Origin of the sequence: Skermanella stibiiresistens SB22, assembly GCF_000576635.1 — a bacterium.
Taxonomy (GTDB): domain Bacteria; phylum Pseudomonadota; class Alphaproteobacteria; order Azospirillales; family Azospirillaceae; genus Skermanella; species Skermanella stibiiresistens.
This window is the reverse complement of record NZ_AVFL01000054.1, coordinates 1-15,691: the sequence shown is the minus strand read 5'-3', so window position 1 is coordinate 15,691 and position 15,691 is coordinate 1. Positions and strand designations below refer to the sequence as shown.

Sequence of the window (15,691 nt, the reverse complement as noted above, 5' to 3'; positions counted from 1 at the left end):
CGTCACCGGCGGCGCATCATGCCATTCCGATCGGTGGCGTCCTCAAACGAGGATACCGCTTTCTGATTACCGATAACGGCGGGGCGTATAGCATGGAGTTTCATCGATGGCGAGTGTTTCCACGGCATCTAAGCGTCACGCGCGTGTGCGATCCCGAGGATCGGTCGCATGGCGCGGTTCCAAGGTTGTGGTTCGCCTCTTATTGACGTGGATCATGCGGGATCGCCGATAACCGGTCTATGGTGGGCGCGGAGACCGACGTCGACGGTTTGAAGCGGCGCGGCGGGGGAATTCGGATCCGGTGGGTCGTTTCGGCGCCTAGTGGATCGGAGAGGGCGATGCATGGGCGATAACGCTCACGATAAGACCCGGGAAGCCGGGAACATCCATGATGATGACGTCAAGACCACCGGCTCGGTCGATTGGTCGACCCTCGGCGCGGATGAGAAGCGGCTCTCATTGATCGTCGAGGGCTGTCCGATGCCGATCTTCGTGATCGACGCTGCCCACAAGGTCACCCATTGGAACCGGGCCTGCGAACTCGTGATCGGCGTGGCCGCCTCCGACATGATCGGAACGCGCAACCAGCGACGGATCTTCTATGGCCTCGATCGCCCTTGCATGGCCGATCTGATCGTCGATGGGGCGCCCGACGATACCGTCCGTTCGTACTACCAGGACAAGTTCCGGCGATCCCCGACCGTCAGCGGCGCCTATGAGGCGGAGGACTTTTTCCCGCACCTGGGAGCGGGTCCCCGCTGGCTGTCCTTCACCGCCGCCCCGCTGTATGGCGAGGACGGGACCATCATCGGCGCCATCGAGACGCTGCTGGACGTCACCGGGCGCCGAACCGCCGAGGCTGGGCTGGATGCCGGCGAGCGCCGGTTCAAGGAGCTCTTCGCCAGCATGCGCGACGGTGTCGTGATCTTCGAGCCGCACGCGGATGGCAAGGACTTCGTCCTGACCGACATCAATCCCGCCGCCGAGGCGCTCCACCGGGTATCGCGCACCCGGGCGATCGGCCGTCCCTTGCCGGAGGTGCTGGCGGCCCACACCGATCCTGAAGCCGCGGCCAGACCGTCCGTCGAACTGGTCGAGGCGGCCCGCAGGGTCTGGCGTTCCGGACAACCGGAGAGCCTGACCACGATGCGGCTCGACGAAGACGGCAAACCGCTTGGCTGCCGGCACGACCGTCTCCTCCGGCTTCCGACATCCGAGATCGCCTGTTTGTCGGAGGACATCACCGAACGCCAGCGCAGCATCGCCGAACAGGAGATGGCGGCCAGCGTGTTCCGCCACACGGTGGAGGGCATCTTCGTCACCGACGGCGACGGCGTCATCATCTCGGTCAATCCGGCCTTCACGCAGATCACCGGTTACGAGGAACATGAGGCTGTCGGGAAATCGTCGCGACTGTTGAGATCCACCACCGAGAACGAGGAGGTGATCGCCGAACTGTGGGATCGCGTGCGCGCCGACGGCAACTGGCAGGGGCAGATGTGGAACCGCCGCAAGAACGGCGACATCTTCCTGGAATGGGTGACGATCACCCAGGTGCTCGACGCGACCGGGCGTCCCTATCGCTATGTCGCCATCTTCAACGACATCACCGACCTGCACCGCAAGGACGAGCAGATCAAGCATCAGGCCTATCACGACGCCTTGACGGGCCTGCCCAACCGCCTGCTGCTGGCGGACAGGATCGAGCAGGCCGTGGCGCTGGCCCGGCGCCAGGACACGGGCGTGGCGCTGCTGTTCATCGACCTGGACCATTTCAAGACGATCAACGACTGCCTTGGTCACGACATGGGCGACCGCCTGCTGGTCGAGGTGGCGCGGCGCCTCAAGGCGTGTGTCCGCGAGAGCGACACCGTCGCCCGCCTGGGAGGAGACGAGTTCATCATCGTCGTCGCCGACGCCGATCCGGGCGATGGGGTGCCCCAGGTCTGCCAACGGATCATGAAGGCGTTGCGGGCACCGTTCGAGCTGCCCCAGGTGGAGCGGGTGACCGCCAGCATCGGGATCAGCCTGTTTCCCGGTGACGGCGCCGATCCCGACACCCTGCTGAAGCATGCCGACATCGCGATGTACGAGGCCAAGCGCCTCAACCGCGACACGATCAGTTTCTTCAAGTCCGACATGACCCGGAAGATGATGCGGCGGCTGGAGTTGGAGGGCGACCTGCGCCGCGCGATCGAGAGCGACGAGCTGGCGGTCCATTACCAACCCAAGGCGGAGATCGCGACCGGCGAGATCTATGGCATGGAGGCGCTGGTCCGCTGGTTCCATCCGACCCGTGGACTGGTTCCACCCGACGAGTTCATTCCGCTCGCCGAGGAGATCGGGATGATCGTGCCGATCGGGGAGTGGGTGCTGCGCACCGCGTGCCGGGACGCCGTGGAACTGCGTCGGCGTGGCATGCCGCTGCACCTATCCGTCAACCTGTCGATGCGCCAATTCCGCGAGGTCGATCTCGTGGAGCGGATCGCCTCGATCATCAAGGAAACCGGTCTCCAGCCCGCGGCGCTGGAACTCGAACTGACAGAATCGATCCTGATGACCGAGGCCGCCAGCGCCATCGCGGCGCTCAACGAGATCAAGGGTCTTGGTGTCTCCCTGTCGATCGATGATTTCGGCACCGGCTATTCCAGCCTCAGTTATCTCACCAAGCTCCCGATCGATATCCTCAAGATCGATCGCAGCTTCATCCAGCATTGCGGCCATGACGGCAACAGCGCCACCGTGGTGTCGGCGATCATCAACCTGGCGGCCCAACTCGGCCACATCGTGGTGGCGGAGGGGGTGGAGACCGTCGCCCAGCTGGCTTTCCTGCGGGAGCGCAACTGCAGCAGGATACAGGGTTACCTGATCGGCAAGCCGGTGCCGATCGAGACCTTCGTGGCCCAGCTGGAACGCTGGCGCAAGATAGCGGTCGCCCTGGTCGAACCGATCATTTAAGAGGTTCCATCCAGGACACACCCTCCGGAGCGATCATGCCGAATTCCCGGGACCGACACCCCGCCGTGACGACCTTGCCGGCCGTTTCCCAACACAATCCCTGGACGACCCTCGGCGCGGAGGTGCGGTACGAGAACAACTGGATCCGCGTCGTCGAGAACGACGTGATCAATCCCGCCGGCAATCCCGGCATCTACGGCGTCGTCCATTTCAAGGGTGTCGCCATCGGCGTGCTGCCGATCGACGCCGAGGGCTGCGTCCATCTGGTCGGCCAGTATCGCTATTCGCTCGAGGCCTATAGCTGGGAGATGCCGGAGGGGGGCGGCTCGCCGTCGGTCTCTCCCGTCGAGGAGGCGAAGCGCGAGCTTCGCGAGGAAACCGGGCTGTTGGCGCGGCAGTGGCGCGAACTGCTGCGGATCCACACCTCCAACAGCATCTGCGACGAGCATGGGGTGATCTATATCGCCTGGGATATGGACCAGACTGAGAGCGAGCCAGAGGACACCGAGGATCTGATCATCATCAGGATGCCATTCGCCCGGGTCGTGGATCTGGTGCTGGACGGAGCCATCACCGACGCGATGACGGTCGCCGCCGTCCTGAAAGCTCAACTGCTGGCTGAGCGGGGGCAGTTGCCGGAGGACGTGGCAAAGCTGATGCTCGGCCGTTGACGCGATGATCGCCGCCCCGCCGCCGATGGTCGGCGGATTCGCCGACAAGGCAGTCGAATCAAGCCTGTCTGACCCGCGCGGCCAAGTTCACTGATATCTGGACAAAAGGGGGGAGGGTCTATATTCCGTGCCTCAATCGGGCGCGGATGCACCGCCGCCCGTTGTCAGGGCCGGGGGGAGCAATGGCTGAAAATCTGCGGGATGCGGCACTCGATTACCATCGTCATCCGACGCCTGGAAAGATCGCGGTGACGCCGACCAAGCCGTTGGCGACACAGCGCGATCTGGCGTTGGCCTATTCGCCGGGTGTCGCGGCCGCCTGCGAGGCGATCGTCGCCGACCCCGCCGAAGCCAGCACCGTGACCAGCAGGGCCAACCTCGTCGGTGTCATCACCAACGGCACGGCGGTTCTCGGATTGGGATCGATCGGTCCGCTGGCGGCCAAGCCGGTGATGGAGGGCAAGGGCGTCCTGTTCAAGAAATTCGCCGGCATCGATGTCTTCGACATCGAACTGGACGAGATGGACCCGGACAAGCTGGTCGACATAATCGCCGCGATGGAGCCAACCTTCGGTGGCATCAACCTCGAGGACATCAAGGCTCCGGAATGCTTCTACATCGAGGAGAAGCTGCGCGCCCGGATGAAGATCCCAGTCTTCCACGATGACCAGCACGGCACGGCGATCATCGTCGGCGCCGCCATCCTCAACGGACTGCGTGTCGTCGGCAAGCGGATCGAGGATGTACGGCTGGTCGCCTCCGGTGCCGGCGCCGCGGCGCTGGCTTGCCTCGACCTGCTGGTCGACATGGGCATGCCGGTCTCCAACATCACGGTGACCGACATCGTTGGCGTGGTCTACAAGGGCCGCAACGAGTTGATGGACCCGCGCAAGGAGCGCTACGCGCAGGAGACCGACGCGCGGACCCTGGCGGAGGTGATCGGCGGCGCCGACATCTTCCTCGGCCTGTCCGCCCCCGGCGTGCTGAAGGCCGCCATGCTGGAGCGGATGGCACCCAGCCCGCTGATCCTCGCCTTGGCCAATCCGACGCCGGAGATCATGCCGGAGGAGGCCAAGGCGGTCCGTCCCGACGCGATCCTGGCGACCGGCCGGTCGGATTATCCCAATCAGGTCAACAACGTCCTGTGCTTCCCCTTCATCTTCCGGGGCGCGCTGGATGTCGGCGCCACTTCGATCAACGAGGCGATGAAGATCGCGGCCGTCCGCGCCATCGCCGATCTGGCGATGGCCGAGGCGAGCGACGTCGTGGCGTCGGCCTATGGCGATCAGCTCTCCGGTTTCGGCCCCGAGCACCTGATTCCCAAGCCGTTCGACCCGCGCCTGATCCTCCAGATCGCGCCGGCCGTCGCCAAGGCGGCGATGGACAGCGGCGTCGCGACCCGTCCCATCCTCGATTTCGCCGCCTACGAGGACAAGCTCAACGAGTTCGTCTTCCGGTCGGGCCTGCTGATGCGGCCGGTGTTCGTCCGGGCCAAGGAAGACCCGCGCCGCGTCGTCTACGCCGAGGGCGAGGAGGAGCGGGTCCTCCGCGCGGTTCAGGTGGTGGTCGACGACCGGCTGGCCAAGCCGATCCTGATCGGGCGCCGCGACGTGGTCAGCCGGCGGATCGAGAAGCTCGGCCTGCGCATACAACTGGGTGAGCACGTCGACCTGGTCGATCCGGAGAACGATCCGCGCTACGCTGATTACTGGAACCTCTATCACCGCCTGATGGAGCGTAGCGGCATCTCGCCCGACGTCGCCCGGACGGTGGTGCGGACCAACACGACGGTGATCGCGGCGCTGATGGTCCGGCGTGGCGAGGCCGACGCGATGATCTGTGGCACCATCGGCAAGTACCGCACCCATCTGAACGACATCAAGAACGTCATCGGGCTTCGCCCCGGCGTGCACAATCCGGCGGCGCTGAACGTGCTGATCCTGAACAAGGGCACGTTCTTCATGTGCGACACCTATGTGTCGCCCGATCCGACCGCCTCCGAGATTTGCGAGATGACCGCGCTGGCGGCCGAGGAGGTCAAGCGGTTCGGCTTGGTGCCCAAGGTCGCCTTGCTGTCCCACAGCAACTTCGGCAGCCACGAGAGCCCGTCGGCGATGAAGATGCGGCAGGCTTTGGTGGAGATCACCAAGCGGTGTCCCGACCTGGAGGTCGAGGGCGAGATGCACGCCGACAGCGCCTTGTCGGAGGAGATCCGGGCCCGGATCTTCCCGAACTCGCGCCTGAAGGGGAAGGCCAACCTGCTGGTCATGCCCGACCTGGACGCCGCCAACATCGCCTTCAACATGACCAAGGTCATGGGCGACGGCTTGTCGGTGGGGCCGATGCTGCTCGGCGTGGCGCAGCCGGCGCATATCCTGACGCCGTCGGTCACGGTTCGCGGCATCGTGAACATGTCCGCCCTCGCGACGGTCGACGCCCAGGTGTCGGCCTTGGAGGCGGCCGCGAAGTCTTCGACCTGAATGGCGGCTGTGGGGTGGCCGCATCGCGTTTGATCGCCGGGGAGCGGTGGGAAGCCGCTCCCCGGTTCTGGTTTTGGGAGTGGGGACGGGATGACCGAGGCGGCTCCGGAAAGCGAGCGGCCCGAGCCACTTCGGCCTGGGCCAGACCATGAGGACGAAAACGAGTTTGGGGTATCGCCCGAACTCGTCAACGCCGTGCGCGACGATCTCGACGACGGCAGGATCGGCGAGGTCGAGGCGGTGGTCTCCGACCTCCACGCCGCCGACCTCGCCGATCTGGTCGAGCAGATCGGTCCGGAGCACCGGGGCGCGCTGATCGACATCCTGCGCCCGCAGTTCGACGGGGAGATCTTCGCCTATCTCAGCCAGTCGCTGCGCGAGATGGTCCTCGATCAGCTCGAACCCCGGGAAATCGCGGCGGCGGTCGCCGAGCTGGAAAGCGACGACGCGATCGACCTGATCGAGGATCTGGACGCCGACCAGCAACGCGAGATCCTGGAGAACCTGCCGCCGGAGACGAGGGCGCTGGTCGAGGAAGGGCTGACCTTCCCGGAATACAGCGCCGGCCGGCTGATGTCGCGCGACTTGGTTTCCGTGCCGCAGTTCTGGACCGTCGGAAAGACGCTCGACTACCTGCGCACCGAAACCGACAATCTGCCGGAGGATTTCTACGACATCTTCATCGTCGATCCGATGCACAAGGTTGTGGGCGCGATCCCGCTCAGCCGGATCATGCGCCAGAAGCGGTCGGTCAAGGTCGGCGACATCCTGACCGAGGATATCCGGACGATCACCGCCACCACCGACCAGGAGGAGGTGGCCTTTCTGTTCCGGCAATACGGGCTGGTGTCCGCGCCGGTGGTCGATGGCAACGGGCGGTTGCTTGGCGTGATCACGGTCGATGACGTGGTCGACGTGATCGACGAGGAGGCCGAGGACGATTTGCTCAAGCTGAGCGGCGTTCCCGACACCGACATCTATCGGGCGGTGCTGGACACCACCCGCTCACGCTTCACCTGGCTGTTCATCAACCTGCTGACCGCGATCCTCGCTTCCTCGGTGATCGCGCTGTTCGAGGCGACGATCGAGCAGATCGTCGCCTTGGCGGTCCTGATGCCGATCGTCGCGTCGATGGGCGGTAACGCGGGCACCCAGACGCTGACCGTGACGGTCCGCGCGCTGGCGATGCGCGAGCTTTCCAACACCAACGCGGTTCGCGTGGTCGCCAAGGAGGCGCTGGTCGGCACCATCAACGGCACCCTGTTCGCCGTGATCATCGGCTTGGTCGCTGGCTTCTGGTTCCAGGATCATCTTCTCGGGATCGTGATCGCGTCGGCCATGATCATCAACCTGTTCATCGCCGGTCTGTGTGGAACCTTGATTCCGCTGGGACTGGCGCGGCTGAAGATCGATCCCGCCGTCGCCAGCGCGGTCTTCCTCACGACGGTCACCGATGTCGTGGGTTTCTTCGCCTTCCTCGGACTGGCGGCGCTGATCCTGATGTGAGCCGGGCGGTCAGGCGGTCCACCGGAAGGCGGGCAGCGCGGCGGTGGGGTGCCTGCCGGCGGCGGAGCATAGGGCCACGAGCCGTTCGGCCGCCGGCGCCTCTCCCCAGGCGGCGCCAAGGTCATCCCGGTGGAGACCACCGGTGATCAGGGCCGAGTCGACACCCACGGCCTCCGCTCCGGCGATGTTGGTGGTCAGGTTGTCCCCGATCACGACGACGCGGCGGCGATCCCCGATGTCGAGCAGATCCAGGCAGCGGTCGAGCAGGTCGTCGAAGGGCAATCCGCTGTAATCGACATCGCCTCCCAGTTCGCCATAGCGCCGGGCCAGCGCGCCACCGCCCGGCAGCCGCTGGGCTCCCGCCGGGATCCACCGCTCCGGATCGGCGCAGAGCATCGGCAGTTCCGCCGTGGCGCAGATCCGCAGCACCTCGTCATAGTCGGCGAGGTTGTCCTCCACCTCATTGAGGCCGGTACACAGGACGAAATGGGCGAGATAGGGTTGGTCGACCGCTTCCATGTCCAGGCCGTGGATCAATTCGGCGTCGCGGATCGGGCCGAAATGCAGGCAGGCCGTCCCGAGGTCCTGGAGCCAGGGTTCCGGCCGATGACGCAGCCACTGGTGGGCCAATTCGCCCGAGGTCAGGACGTGGTCGAATAGATCGGCTCCGAAGCCCATTCCAGCGAGCAGACGCGACGCTGACGCGCTTCGCCGCGCTTGGTTGGTCACCACGCAGACCCGCTTGCCAGCGGCCTTGAGGGCTTCCACCGCCGCGACGGCGCCGGGATAGGCGGCGATCCCGTCATGCAGAACGCCGCCCGCGTCCAGGATGAACGCGTCGTGATCCTCCATCAACTGGACCACTCCCATCAGTATGGGCGGGCCGTCGGGTGCGCTGTCGGCCATGGTCGCGGCTTTCCGGTCATGAGTGGGAGCCAAGTGTCCCATGTCCCATGATCGGCACGCCGTGCCGTGGTGTCGCACCCCTTTCACCGCCCGGCTCGCCATCCGTCGGAAGAAGGCGCCGAAAGAGGGGGTTGGCGCCCGAAAGGCCCAGCGACCATATCGATCGAACACCCTGGGGAAGGCGGGCCCGGGCGGCGGACGCAACGAACGAACCAGCGCCCTGTTTGGCAGGGGTTAGCGGCTTCTTCAGGATGGATGCGTCAGGTTGGTGCGGAGGCGGATACAAACCCACAGTGGGAGGGGACGAACGGAATCATGGTGTTTTTCTCAATCATGGCCCATCAGGCTTATGCCTGCGCGGCCTTCTGGACCTACGGCGCCGAGATGACCATGGTCATGTACAAGTGCGCCAACAACTCGATGGACGCCTATCTATCGGCACTGGGCGACATGAACGGAACGATCAAGCCCGCGACCGACGATGGAGTGGAGCAGGGCAGGACGGCTGACGTCATTCCCTTCCCAGCCCATCGTCTCGGATCATTCCGCGCCGAGTGACGACCCACGGCGCAACGGCTTCACGCGGCCAGGGGAAGCGCGCCCCTGTCGGCCGGAAGCGCCGTCAGCATCGCCTTCTGCAGCTTCTCGAACGCGCGCATCTCGATCTGCCGGACGCGTTCCCGGGAAACAGCGTATTCGCGACTCAACTCCTCCAGGGTCGCCGGTTCGTCCTTCATGCGGCGCTCGACCAGGATGCGGCGCTCGCGATCGTTCAGCTTCTCCATGCCCAGGGCGAGTAGCCGGCGCCGAGACGCCAACTCGTCGGCGTCAACGACGATGCTCTCCTGGTCGGGGCGCTGATCCACCAGCAGGTCCTGCCACTCCATCTCGCCATCGGTCGCCGTGACCGCGTTGAGCGAACTGTCGGCGGCGGCCAGCCGGCGGTTCATGTCCACCACGTCCGTCTCGGCGACTTCCAGCTTCGTCGCGATGGCGGTGATGGTTTCGGGGGATAGATCGCCCGACTCCAACTCGCTCATCTCGCGCTTCACCCGTCGCAGGTTGAAGAAAAGCTTCTTCTGGGCCGCCGTCGTTCCCAGCTTGACCATAGACCAGTTGTGCAGGACGTGGCTCTGCATGGCGGCCCGGATCCACCACATGGCGTAGGTGTTGAAGCGGAAACCCCGCTCCGGATCGAACTTCTCGACCGCCTGCATCAGGCCGACATTCCCCTCCGCGATCAGGTCGGCGATCGGCAGGCCGTATCCGGCGAAGTTGCGGGCCATCTTGATGACGAGGCGGAGATGGGCGCCTACCAGCAGGCGCATGGCGGCGCGGTCGCCGGTGTCGCGCCAGCGGCGGCCCAAGTCGAGTTCCTCCTCCGCCGTCAGCATCTTGAAACGGCGGGATTCCTCGATGAACGGCGTCAGGCTGTCGTCGGTATGAATGCTCAAGGCGAACCTCCAAGACCCGGCTTTGCAGACACGGGCCCGAAAACAAGGATGTCCCGACACGCGCCGAAGGGAGTTCCGCCGCCTCCCCATCGATCTCGACGGCGGAAGCGTTGGGTGGGGTGCGTATGACGGGAACGACATCAGATATGGGGAGGCGGGGAATGGTTTCAAGAAGCTGTATTATCCGTACAGCTTTCCGCGCCGCCTCTTGGTGCGTGGATGGACGCTTCAGGGACGTGGCGGCCAGGATCGCCGCCCCGCCTGGGGTACGCTGCCCCGGCGCGGGGCGCCGCTGGCCGATGTCACCTCGAAAGCCCTGCTGTGGGCGCGGTCGAACAACCGGACATCCCGTCGCTTGAAGAACGGTATCAGGACGGCGCCGGCGACGAATCCGCCGACATGGGCCCAGAAGGCGACCCCGCCGTCGTCGCCGGTGGTCGGCGTGGTGGCGCCGCTGACGAATTGCAGGATGAACCATAGGCCGAGGACCACGGCGGCGGGCACGCTGACGATCCTGATGAAGAACAGGATGATGAAGAGCATCCGCACGTTCGCCCGCGGGTGCAGGACCAGATAGGCCCCTAGAACTCCGCCGATGGCTCCACTGGCGCCGATCATCGGCACCTGGGACTGCGGGGCGGCGAGGCCCTGGACCAAGGCGGCGGCGGTTCCACAGAGCAGATAGAACACCAGGAACCGGACCCTGCCCATGCTGTCCTCGACGTTGTTCCCGAAGATCCAGAGGTAGAGCATGTTGCCCAACAGGTGCATCCATCCGCCATGGAGGAACATCGAGGTCGCGACGCTGGCGGGGGCGGGGATCAGGCGCAGTTCCGCCGGCAACTGGGCTGAGCCGAACAGCACGGCGGGGATCATGCCGAGTGAGTAGACGATCGCCTGTCCGGCCCTGGGACCCAGCGACGCCTGCCACAGGAAGACGCCGACGCAGGTCGCGATGATCACGTAGGTGACGATCGGCGTGCGCCGCGTCGGATTGTCGTCGGACAAGGGTAGGGTGAACATCGCGTTCCTCGACCAGCCAGGGACCATGCGTCAAGCCCCGCCGCGGGACCGCAATCTGGAACGAACCCAACGAAGCGGGCAACGTTCCGACACCCATCATAACGGTGGCTACACCTTTGGTCTCGGTCCAAGACGCGGCATCAAGCCGCGAGGGTGGCCCCGGCGACGTGCGGACCGCGGATGCCGTCGATGGCCTCGGCGAGGGCTTCGATGCCGAAAGGCTTCATGAGAAAACGGCGGGCTCCGGCCCCCAAGGCTTGCTCCTCGGTCGCGTGGGCACTGCAGACGATGACCGGGATCTCCAAACGGCCCGATATCTCCCGGGTGGCGAAAAGCCCATCGCTGCCATCGGCGAGGCCGACATCGATCAAGGCCATGTCCGGTAGCGTGCATTCCGCGATGTCGACAGCTTCTTCGGCCGTCCTGGCCGTGGCGTATACTTGGTGGCCAAGTTGCTCGACCACCAGCTTCAAGCCCAGAAGGACGAGCTCATCGTCCTCGGCGATGAGAAGCCGCATTTTGCCCGCCATGCTACAGCACCACACCTGAATTCAAGTCATGAGGTTCGACGTCGAACCTTGCCAGCCACAATGGTGGTGGAGCCAATAATGCGTGCGGTGTCCTGGTTCCGCCATCGTCATTACGGCATAAAACCGGGTGTGTAGGAGGTTCGTCCGCTGGAAGCCCCTGACCTCTGGGCATTACTCCTTATCTTGTCCATTGGTGCCAGGGAGGACACCGCTCGTCATTAAAACAAGCCTGTTTCGCGCGCTGCCATAGCGGGATCCTCCCGTTTGCGATGTTGCGACGCTTCCCGCTACCGCTGGACGCGAAAACCGGCGCCAAACCGATTGCCCTTCCGCGCCATGCCAAGATATGATTGCCCCTATCGGTTAGGGGATGATGATGGCGGATCCAGAGATAAAGCCCTTGCTGGTTCAGATCGTGAAGCTGGTCGAGGGATTGCACGTTCGCATGGACGCCATGCAGTCCGATATGACCGGCATGAAGACGGACATCGGCGAATTGAAATCCAACGTCGCGTCGCTCCAAACCAACGTCGCGTCGCTCCAAACCAACGTCGCGTCGCTCCAAACCAACGTCGCGTCGCTCCAAACCAACGTCGCGTCACTCCAAACCGGCCAAGCGGTGATCGCGGCGCGGCTCGACGAGCAGCGCGCCACCGTCAACGCGCTCATTCCAACTCGTCTGGCGGCCATGCCAGCGGCTGAATAGGTCTGGCGGCCCGGCCGAAGGATTATTCTTCATCAGCGCCGTTCACATCCAAAAATTGAGCACTCCACACTGCCGCATCCTACGATCATCACCGTGCGGCATACGACCGCTGGGTAAAATATCTTTTACGAATGCTTGACGGTGGGTAGGCACATCCTTATTATCCGCGAACCTTTTGGGAGGGCAGGTAGTAGGCCGTTCGCGGTTTAGACACTGTCGTCCACGAGGACCCGGCGTTACATAGCCGCACCCGAGCTTTTTCGGACGGCGTTTGATGGTTTACCCGCACGAGGCGGAGTTAACGCTTCGACGGCGGGTTTTTGCATCGTCTGGCATCTGGTTTGCCGACGACGAGATTCATGGAAGAAGGGCTCTGATGCCGACGATCAGTCAGTTGATCCGTAAGCCGCGCCAGCCTCTGGCGGCGCGCAACAAGGTGCCGGCACTGGAAGAGTGCCCGCAGAAGCGTGGTGTCTGCACCCGCGTGTACACGACCACCCCGAAGAAGCCGAACTCGGCGCTTCGTAAGGTCGCCCGCGTGCGTCTGACCAACGGCTTCGAAGTTACCAGCTACATCCCGGGTGAAGGCCACAATCTTCAGGAACACTCGGTGGTGATGATCCGCGGCGGCCGTGTGAAGGACCTTCCCGGCGTGCGCTATCACATCATCCGCGGTTCGCTCGATACCCAGGGCGTCAAGGACCGTCGGCAGCGCCGGTCGAAGTACGGCGCGAAGCGTCCGAAGTAAGGAGATCCTGAAGAATGTCTCGTCGTCGTCGCGCGGAGAAGCGCGAGGTTCTGCCGGATGCCAAGTATGGCGACCGCGTCCTCACAAAGTTCATGAACTGCCTGATGCTGGACGGCAAGAAGTCGGTCGCGGAAGCGATCGTCTATGGCGCGCTGGAGCGTGTCGAAGGCCGCGCCAAAGCCGATCCAGTCCAGGTGTTCCACGATGCCCTGGGCAACGTGAAGCCGCATCTGGAAGTCCGGTCGCGCCGCGTCGGTGGTGCCACGTATCAGGTTCCGGTCGAGGTCCGTTCGGACCGCGCCCAGGCCCTGGCGATCCGCTGGCTGATCAACAGCGCGCGGGCCCGGTCCGAGAACACCATGACCGAACGCCTGTCGGGCGAGTTGCTCGACGCCGCCAACCAGCGTGGTTCGGCGGTCAAGAAGCGTGAAGACACCCACCGTATGGCGGAGGCCAACAAGGCCTTCTCGCACTACCGCTGGTAAGCGCCACGGCGATCTGACCAGACAGCAGTCCGAGAAACGCACATGTCACGCTCCATTCCGCTCGATCGGTATCGCAACATCGGCATCATGGCTCACATCGATGCCGGTCGCACGACCACGACCGAGCGAATCCTCTACTACACCGGCCGGTCCGGCAAGGTGGCGGGCGCCCCCATGGGTGCCGGCGCCGTTGCCGCATGGGCGGACGAGGACGAGGAGCGGGGCATCACGATCACATCGGCCGCGACCGCCTGCTTCTGGAACGATCACCTCATCAACATCATCGACACTCCGGGCCACGCCGACTTCTCGGTCGACATGGAGCGGACGCTGAAGTTGATCGATGGCGCGGTGGCCGTGTTCGACGCCGTCGTCGGTATCGAGCCGCAGTCCGAAGCCGCTTGGCGGCGCGCCGACGAGCGCGGCATGCCCCGTCTGTGCTTCATCAACAAGATGGATCGCGACGGCGCGGATTTCCTCCGCACCGTCGGCATGCTGTCCGAAGGGGTCGGCGCCAAGCCGCTGCTCCTGCAACTACCGATCGGAAGCGGTGCCGCGTTCGCCGGCGTCGTGGACCTGATCACCGGCAAGGCGCTGATGTGGAAGGACAACGGCTTGGGTGCCGCCTTCCACGACGTCGAGATCCCGGCCGACATGAAGGCCCAGGCGGACCAGTACCGCCTCGACCTGATCGAGGCCGTGGTCCAGACCGACGCCCCGATGGCCGAGGCGTATCTCGCGGGAACCCAGCCGACGGTGGACGAGTTGAAGGCGCTGGTCCGCAAAGGCACCCGCGCCGCCGAGTTTGTCCCGGTGTTGTGCGGGTCAGCCTTCCGCAACAAGGGTATCCAGCCCGTGCTGGACGCCATCGTCGACTATTTGCCGTCGCCGGCCGAAGTCGGCGAGGTTCGCGGCACGTCGGACATCGATCGGTCGGAAACCGTTCGTTCGCCGGATGACGCGGCTCCGTTCGCCGCCTTGGTCTTCAAGATCATGTCGGACCCGGTGGCTGGTTCCCTGACCTTCGCCCGGATCTACTCCGGGACGCTGACGGTCGGCGGCGCGATGCTGAACCCGCTCAAGGGTGAGCGGGAGAAGGCCGGTCGCATGATCCGCATGCAGGCGACCGTTCGCGAGGATGTCAAACAGGCTTTCGCCGGTGACATCATCGCCTTCGCGGGGTTGAGGCATACCGCCACCGGAGATACGCTGTGCGACCCCGCCCACCCAGTGGTCTTGGAGCGGATCGAGTTTCCCGAGCCTCTGATCGAGGTGACGGTGGAGCCTCGCACCGCGGCGGACGCCGAGAAGATGGCGGCGGGCCTCCGGCGCCTGGCGCAGGAGGATCCCTCCTTCGCCGTGTTGGTGGGGAAGGAGCCGGGACGCACCGTGATCCGGGGCGTGACGGAATTGCAGTTGGAGATCCTGGCCGATCGCCTGAAGCGAGAGTTCCGGGTCGAGGCCAAGATCGGTGCCCTCCAGGTGGGCTATCGCGAGACGATCACGCGGCGTGCCGAGGTGGATCATACCCACCGCAAGCAGGTCGGTGGTGCCAGTCAGTTCGCGCGTGTCAAGCTGGTGGTGGAGCCGAGCGAAGCGGACACGGGCGTTCGCTTCGAAAGCGACCTTCCGGCCGCCGCCCTGCCCAAGGACTTCGTCCAAGGGGTCGCGAGGGGCGTCGAAGCGGTTGGCGGGGCGGGTGTAGTCGCCGGCTATCCGGTGACCGGCGTCGCCGTGAGCTTGGTTGACGGGGCCCGCCACGACGTGGACAGCAATGTCCTCGCGTTCGAACTGGCGGGAGCCGCGGCCTTCCGGGAAGCTCTCGGCAAGGCCAAGCCGGTTCTGTTGGAGCCGGTCATGAGCGTCGACATCGTCGCTCCGGAAGATTTCGCCGGTGGTGTCATCGGCGATCTGACAAGCCGCCGCGGGCGGATCGAACGGGTTGATCAGCGGGGTGCCGCCGCGGGAGTGACCGCACTGGTGCCTCTCGCCAACCTGTTCGGCTACGGCAACATTCTGCGGTCCATCAGCCAGGGCCGCGCGCATCACACGATGCGATTCGACCACTACGAACCGGTGCCGCAGGCCATCGCCGATGAGGTCCGCGCCAGGGTGGCGTAAGGCTCTCGAGTGAACTGCCGGTGACTAAGATAGATTATGGAGACTGAGGACCATGGCGAAGGCGAAATTTGAGCGGAACAAGCCGCACTGCAACATCGGCACG

At 64.8% G+C, this 15,691-nt stretch carries 13 protein-coding genes; 9 read left to right on the top strand and 4 right to left on the bottom strand.

Features of this window, described 5'->3' with window-relative positions; all coding sequences use genetic code 11:
- The first annotated feature begins 342 nt into the window (after window positions 1–342).
- The 4 genes from N825_RS37350 to mgtE all read left to right on the top strand — a co-directional run bounded on the left by N825_RS37350 (window position 343) and on the right by mgtE (window position 7,615).
- Window positions 343–2,958: a sensor domain-containing protein gene (locus N825_RS37350; protein ID WP_051514008.1), complete on the top strand. Its 2,616-nt coding sequence runs from the start codon at window positions 343–345 to the stop codon at window positions 2,956–2,958.
- Between the two features lie 35 nt (window positions 2,959–2,993).
- Entirely contained in the window at window positions 2,994–3,629 is a 636-nt protein-coding gene (locus N825_RS33735; RefSeq protein ID WP_051514004.1) for an NUDIX domain-containing protein, read from the top strand.
- A 182-nt stretch (window positions 3,630–3,811) separates the two neighbouring features.
- The gene (locus N825_RS33730; RefSeq protein WP_037461353.1) at window positions 3,812–6,109 is read left to right on the top strand and encodes an NADP-dependent malic enzyme; all 2,298 of its coding nucleotides are present in this window, start codon (window positions 3,812–3,814) and stop codon (window positions 6,107–6,109) included.
- A 90-nt stretch (window positions 6,110–6,199) separates the two neighbouring features.
- Window positions 6,200–7,615, top strand: a complete 1,416-nt coding sequence (gene mgtE / locus N825_RS33725; protein WP_037461351.1) for a magnesium transporter — start codon at window positions 6,200–6,202, stop codon at window positions 7,613–7,615.
- A 9-nt stretch (window positions 7,616–7,624) separates the two neighbouring features.
- On the opposite strand, the gene N825_RS33720 is transcribed toward mgtE, so the two are convergent.
- Window positions 7,625–8,521: a TIGR01459 family HAD-type hydrolase gene (locus tag N825_RS33720; RefSeq protein WP_037461350.1), complete on the bottom strand. Its 897-nt coding sequence runs from the start codon at window positions 8,519–8,521 to the stop codon at window positions 7,625–7,627.
- Between the two features lie 315 nt (window positions 8,522–8,836).
- On the opposite strand from N825_RS33720, the gene N825_RS33715 reads away from it, so the two are divergent.
- On the top strand, window positions 8,837–9,079 hold the full coding sequence (locus N825_RS33715; RefSeq protein WP_157619730.1) for a hypothetical protein: 243 nt from the start codon (window positions 8,837–8,839) through the stop codon (window positions 9,077–9,079).
- 20 nt (window positions 9,080–9,099) lie between these two features.
- Here N825_RS33715 and rpoH read toward each other — a convergent pair whose 3' ends face one another.
- The 3 genes from rpoH to N825_RS33700 form a co-directional block, all read right to left on the bottom strand.
- Complete coding sequence (gene rpoH, locus N825_RS33710; protein ID WP_037461348.1) at window positions 9,100–9,975, bottom strand: RNA polymerase sigma factor RpoH; 876 nt, start codon at window positions 9,973–9,975, stop codon at window positions 9,100–9,102.
- Window positions 9,976–10,203: 228 nt separating this feature from the next.
- Window positions 10,204–10,998, bottom strand: a complete 795-nt coding sequence (locus tag N825_RS33705) for a rhomboid family intramembrane serine protease (RefSeq protein WP_084165325.1) — start codon at window positions 10,996–10,998, stop codon at window positions 10,204–10,206.
- Window positions 10,999–11,138: 140 nt separating this feature from the next.
- A complete protein-coding gene (locus tag N825_RS33700) occupies window positions 11,139–11,516 on the bottom strand; it encodes a response regulator (protein WP_198039043.1) in 378 nt (125 codons plus the stop codon).
- 412 nt (window positions 11,517–11,928) lie between these two features.
- Here N825_RS33700 and N825_RS33695 point away from each other — a divergent pair, with 412 nt between their 5' ends.
- The 4 genes from N825_RS33695 to fusA all read left to right on the top strand — a co-directional run bounded on the left by N825_RS33695 (window position 11,929) and on the right by fusA (window position 15,588).
- Window positions 11,929–12,234: a hypothetical protein gene (locus N825_RS33695; RefSeq protein WP_157619729.1), complete on the top strand. Its 306-nt coding sequence runs from the start codon at window positions 11,929–11,931 to the stop codon at window positions 12,232–12,234.
- Window positions 12,235–12,610: 376 nt separating this feature from the next.
- Entirely contained in the window at window positions 12,611–12,982 is a 372-nt protein-coding gene (gene rpsL / locus N825_RS33690; RefSeq protein WP_037461346.1) for a 30S ribosomal protein S12, read from the top strand.
- A gap of 14 nt (window positions 12,983–12,996) precedes the next feature.
- Entirely contained in the window at window positions 12,997–13,467 is a 471-nt protein-coding gene (gene rpsG, locus N825_RS33685; RefSeq protein ID WP_037461345.1) for a 30S ribosomal protein S7, read from the top strand.
- Between the two features lie 42 nt (window positions 13,468–13,509).
- Window positions 13,510–15,588 (top strand): elongation factor G, encoded by a 2,079-nt coding sequence (gene fusA / locus N825_RS33680; protein ID WP_037461343.1) that lies wholly within the window; start codon window positions 13,510–13,512, stop codon window positions 15,586–15,588.
- The last annotated feature ends 103 nt before the right edge of the window (window positions 15,589–15,691 follow it).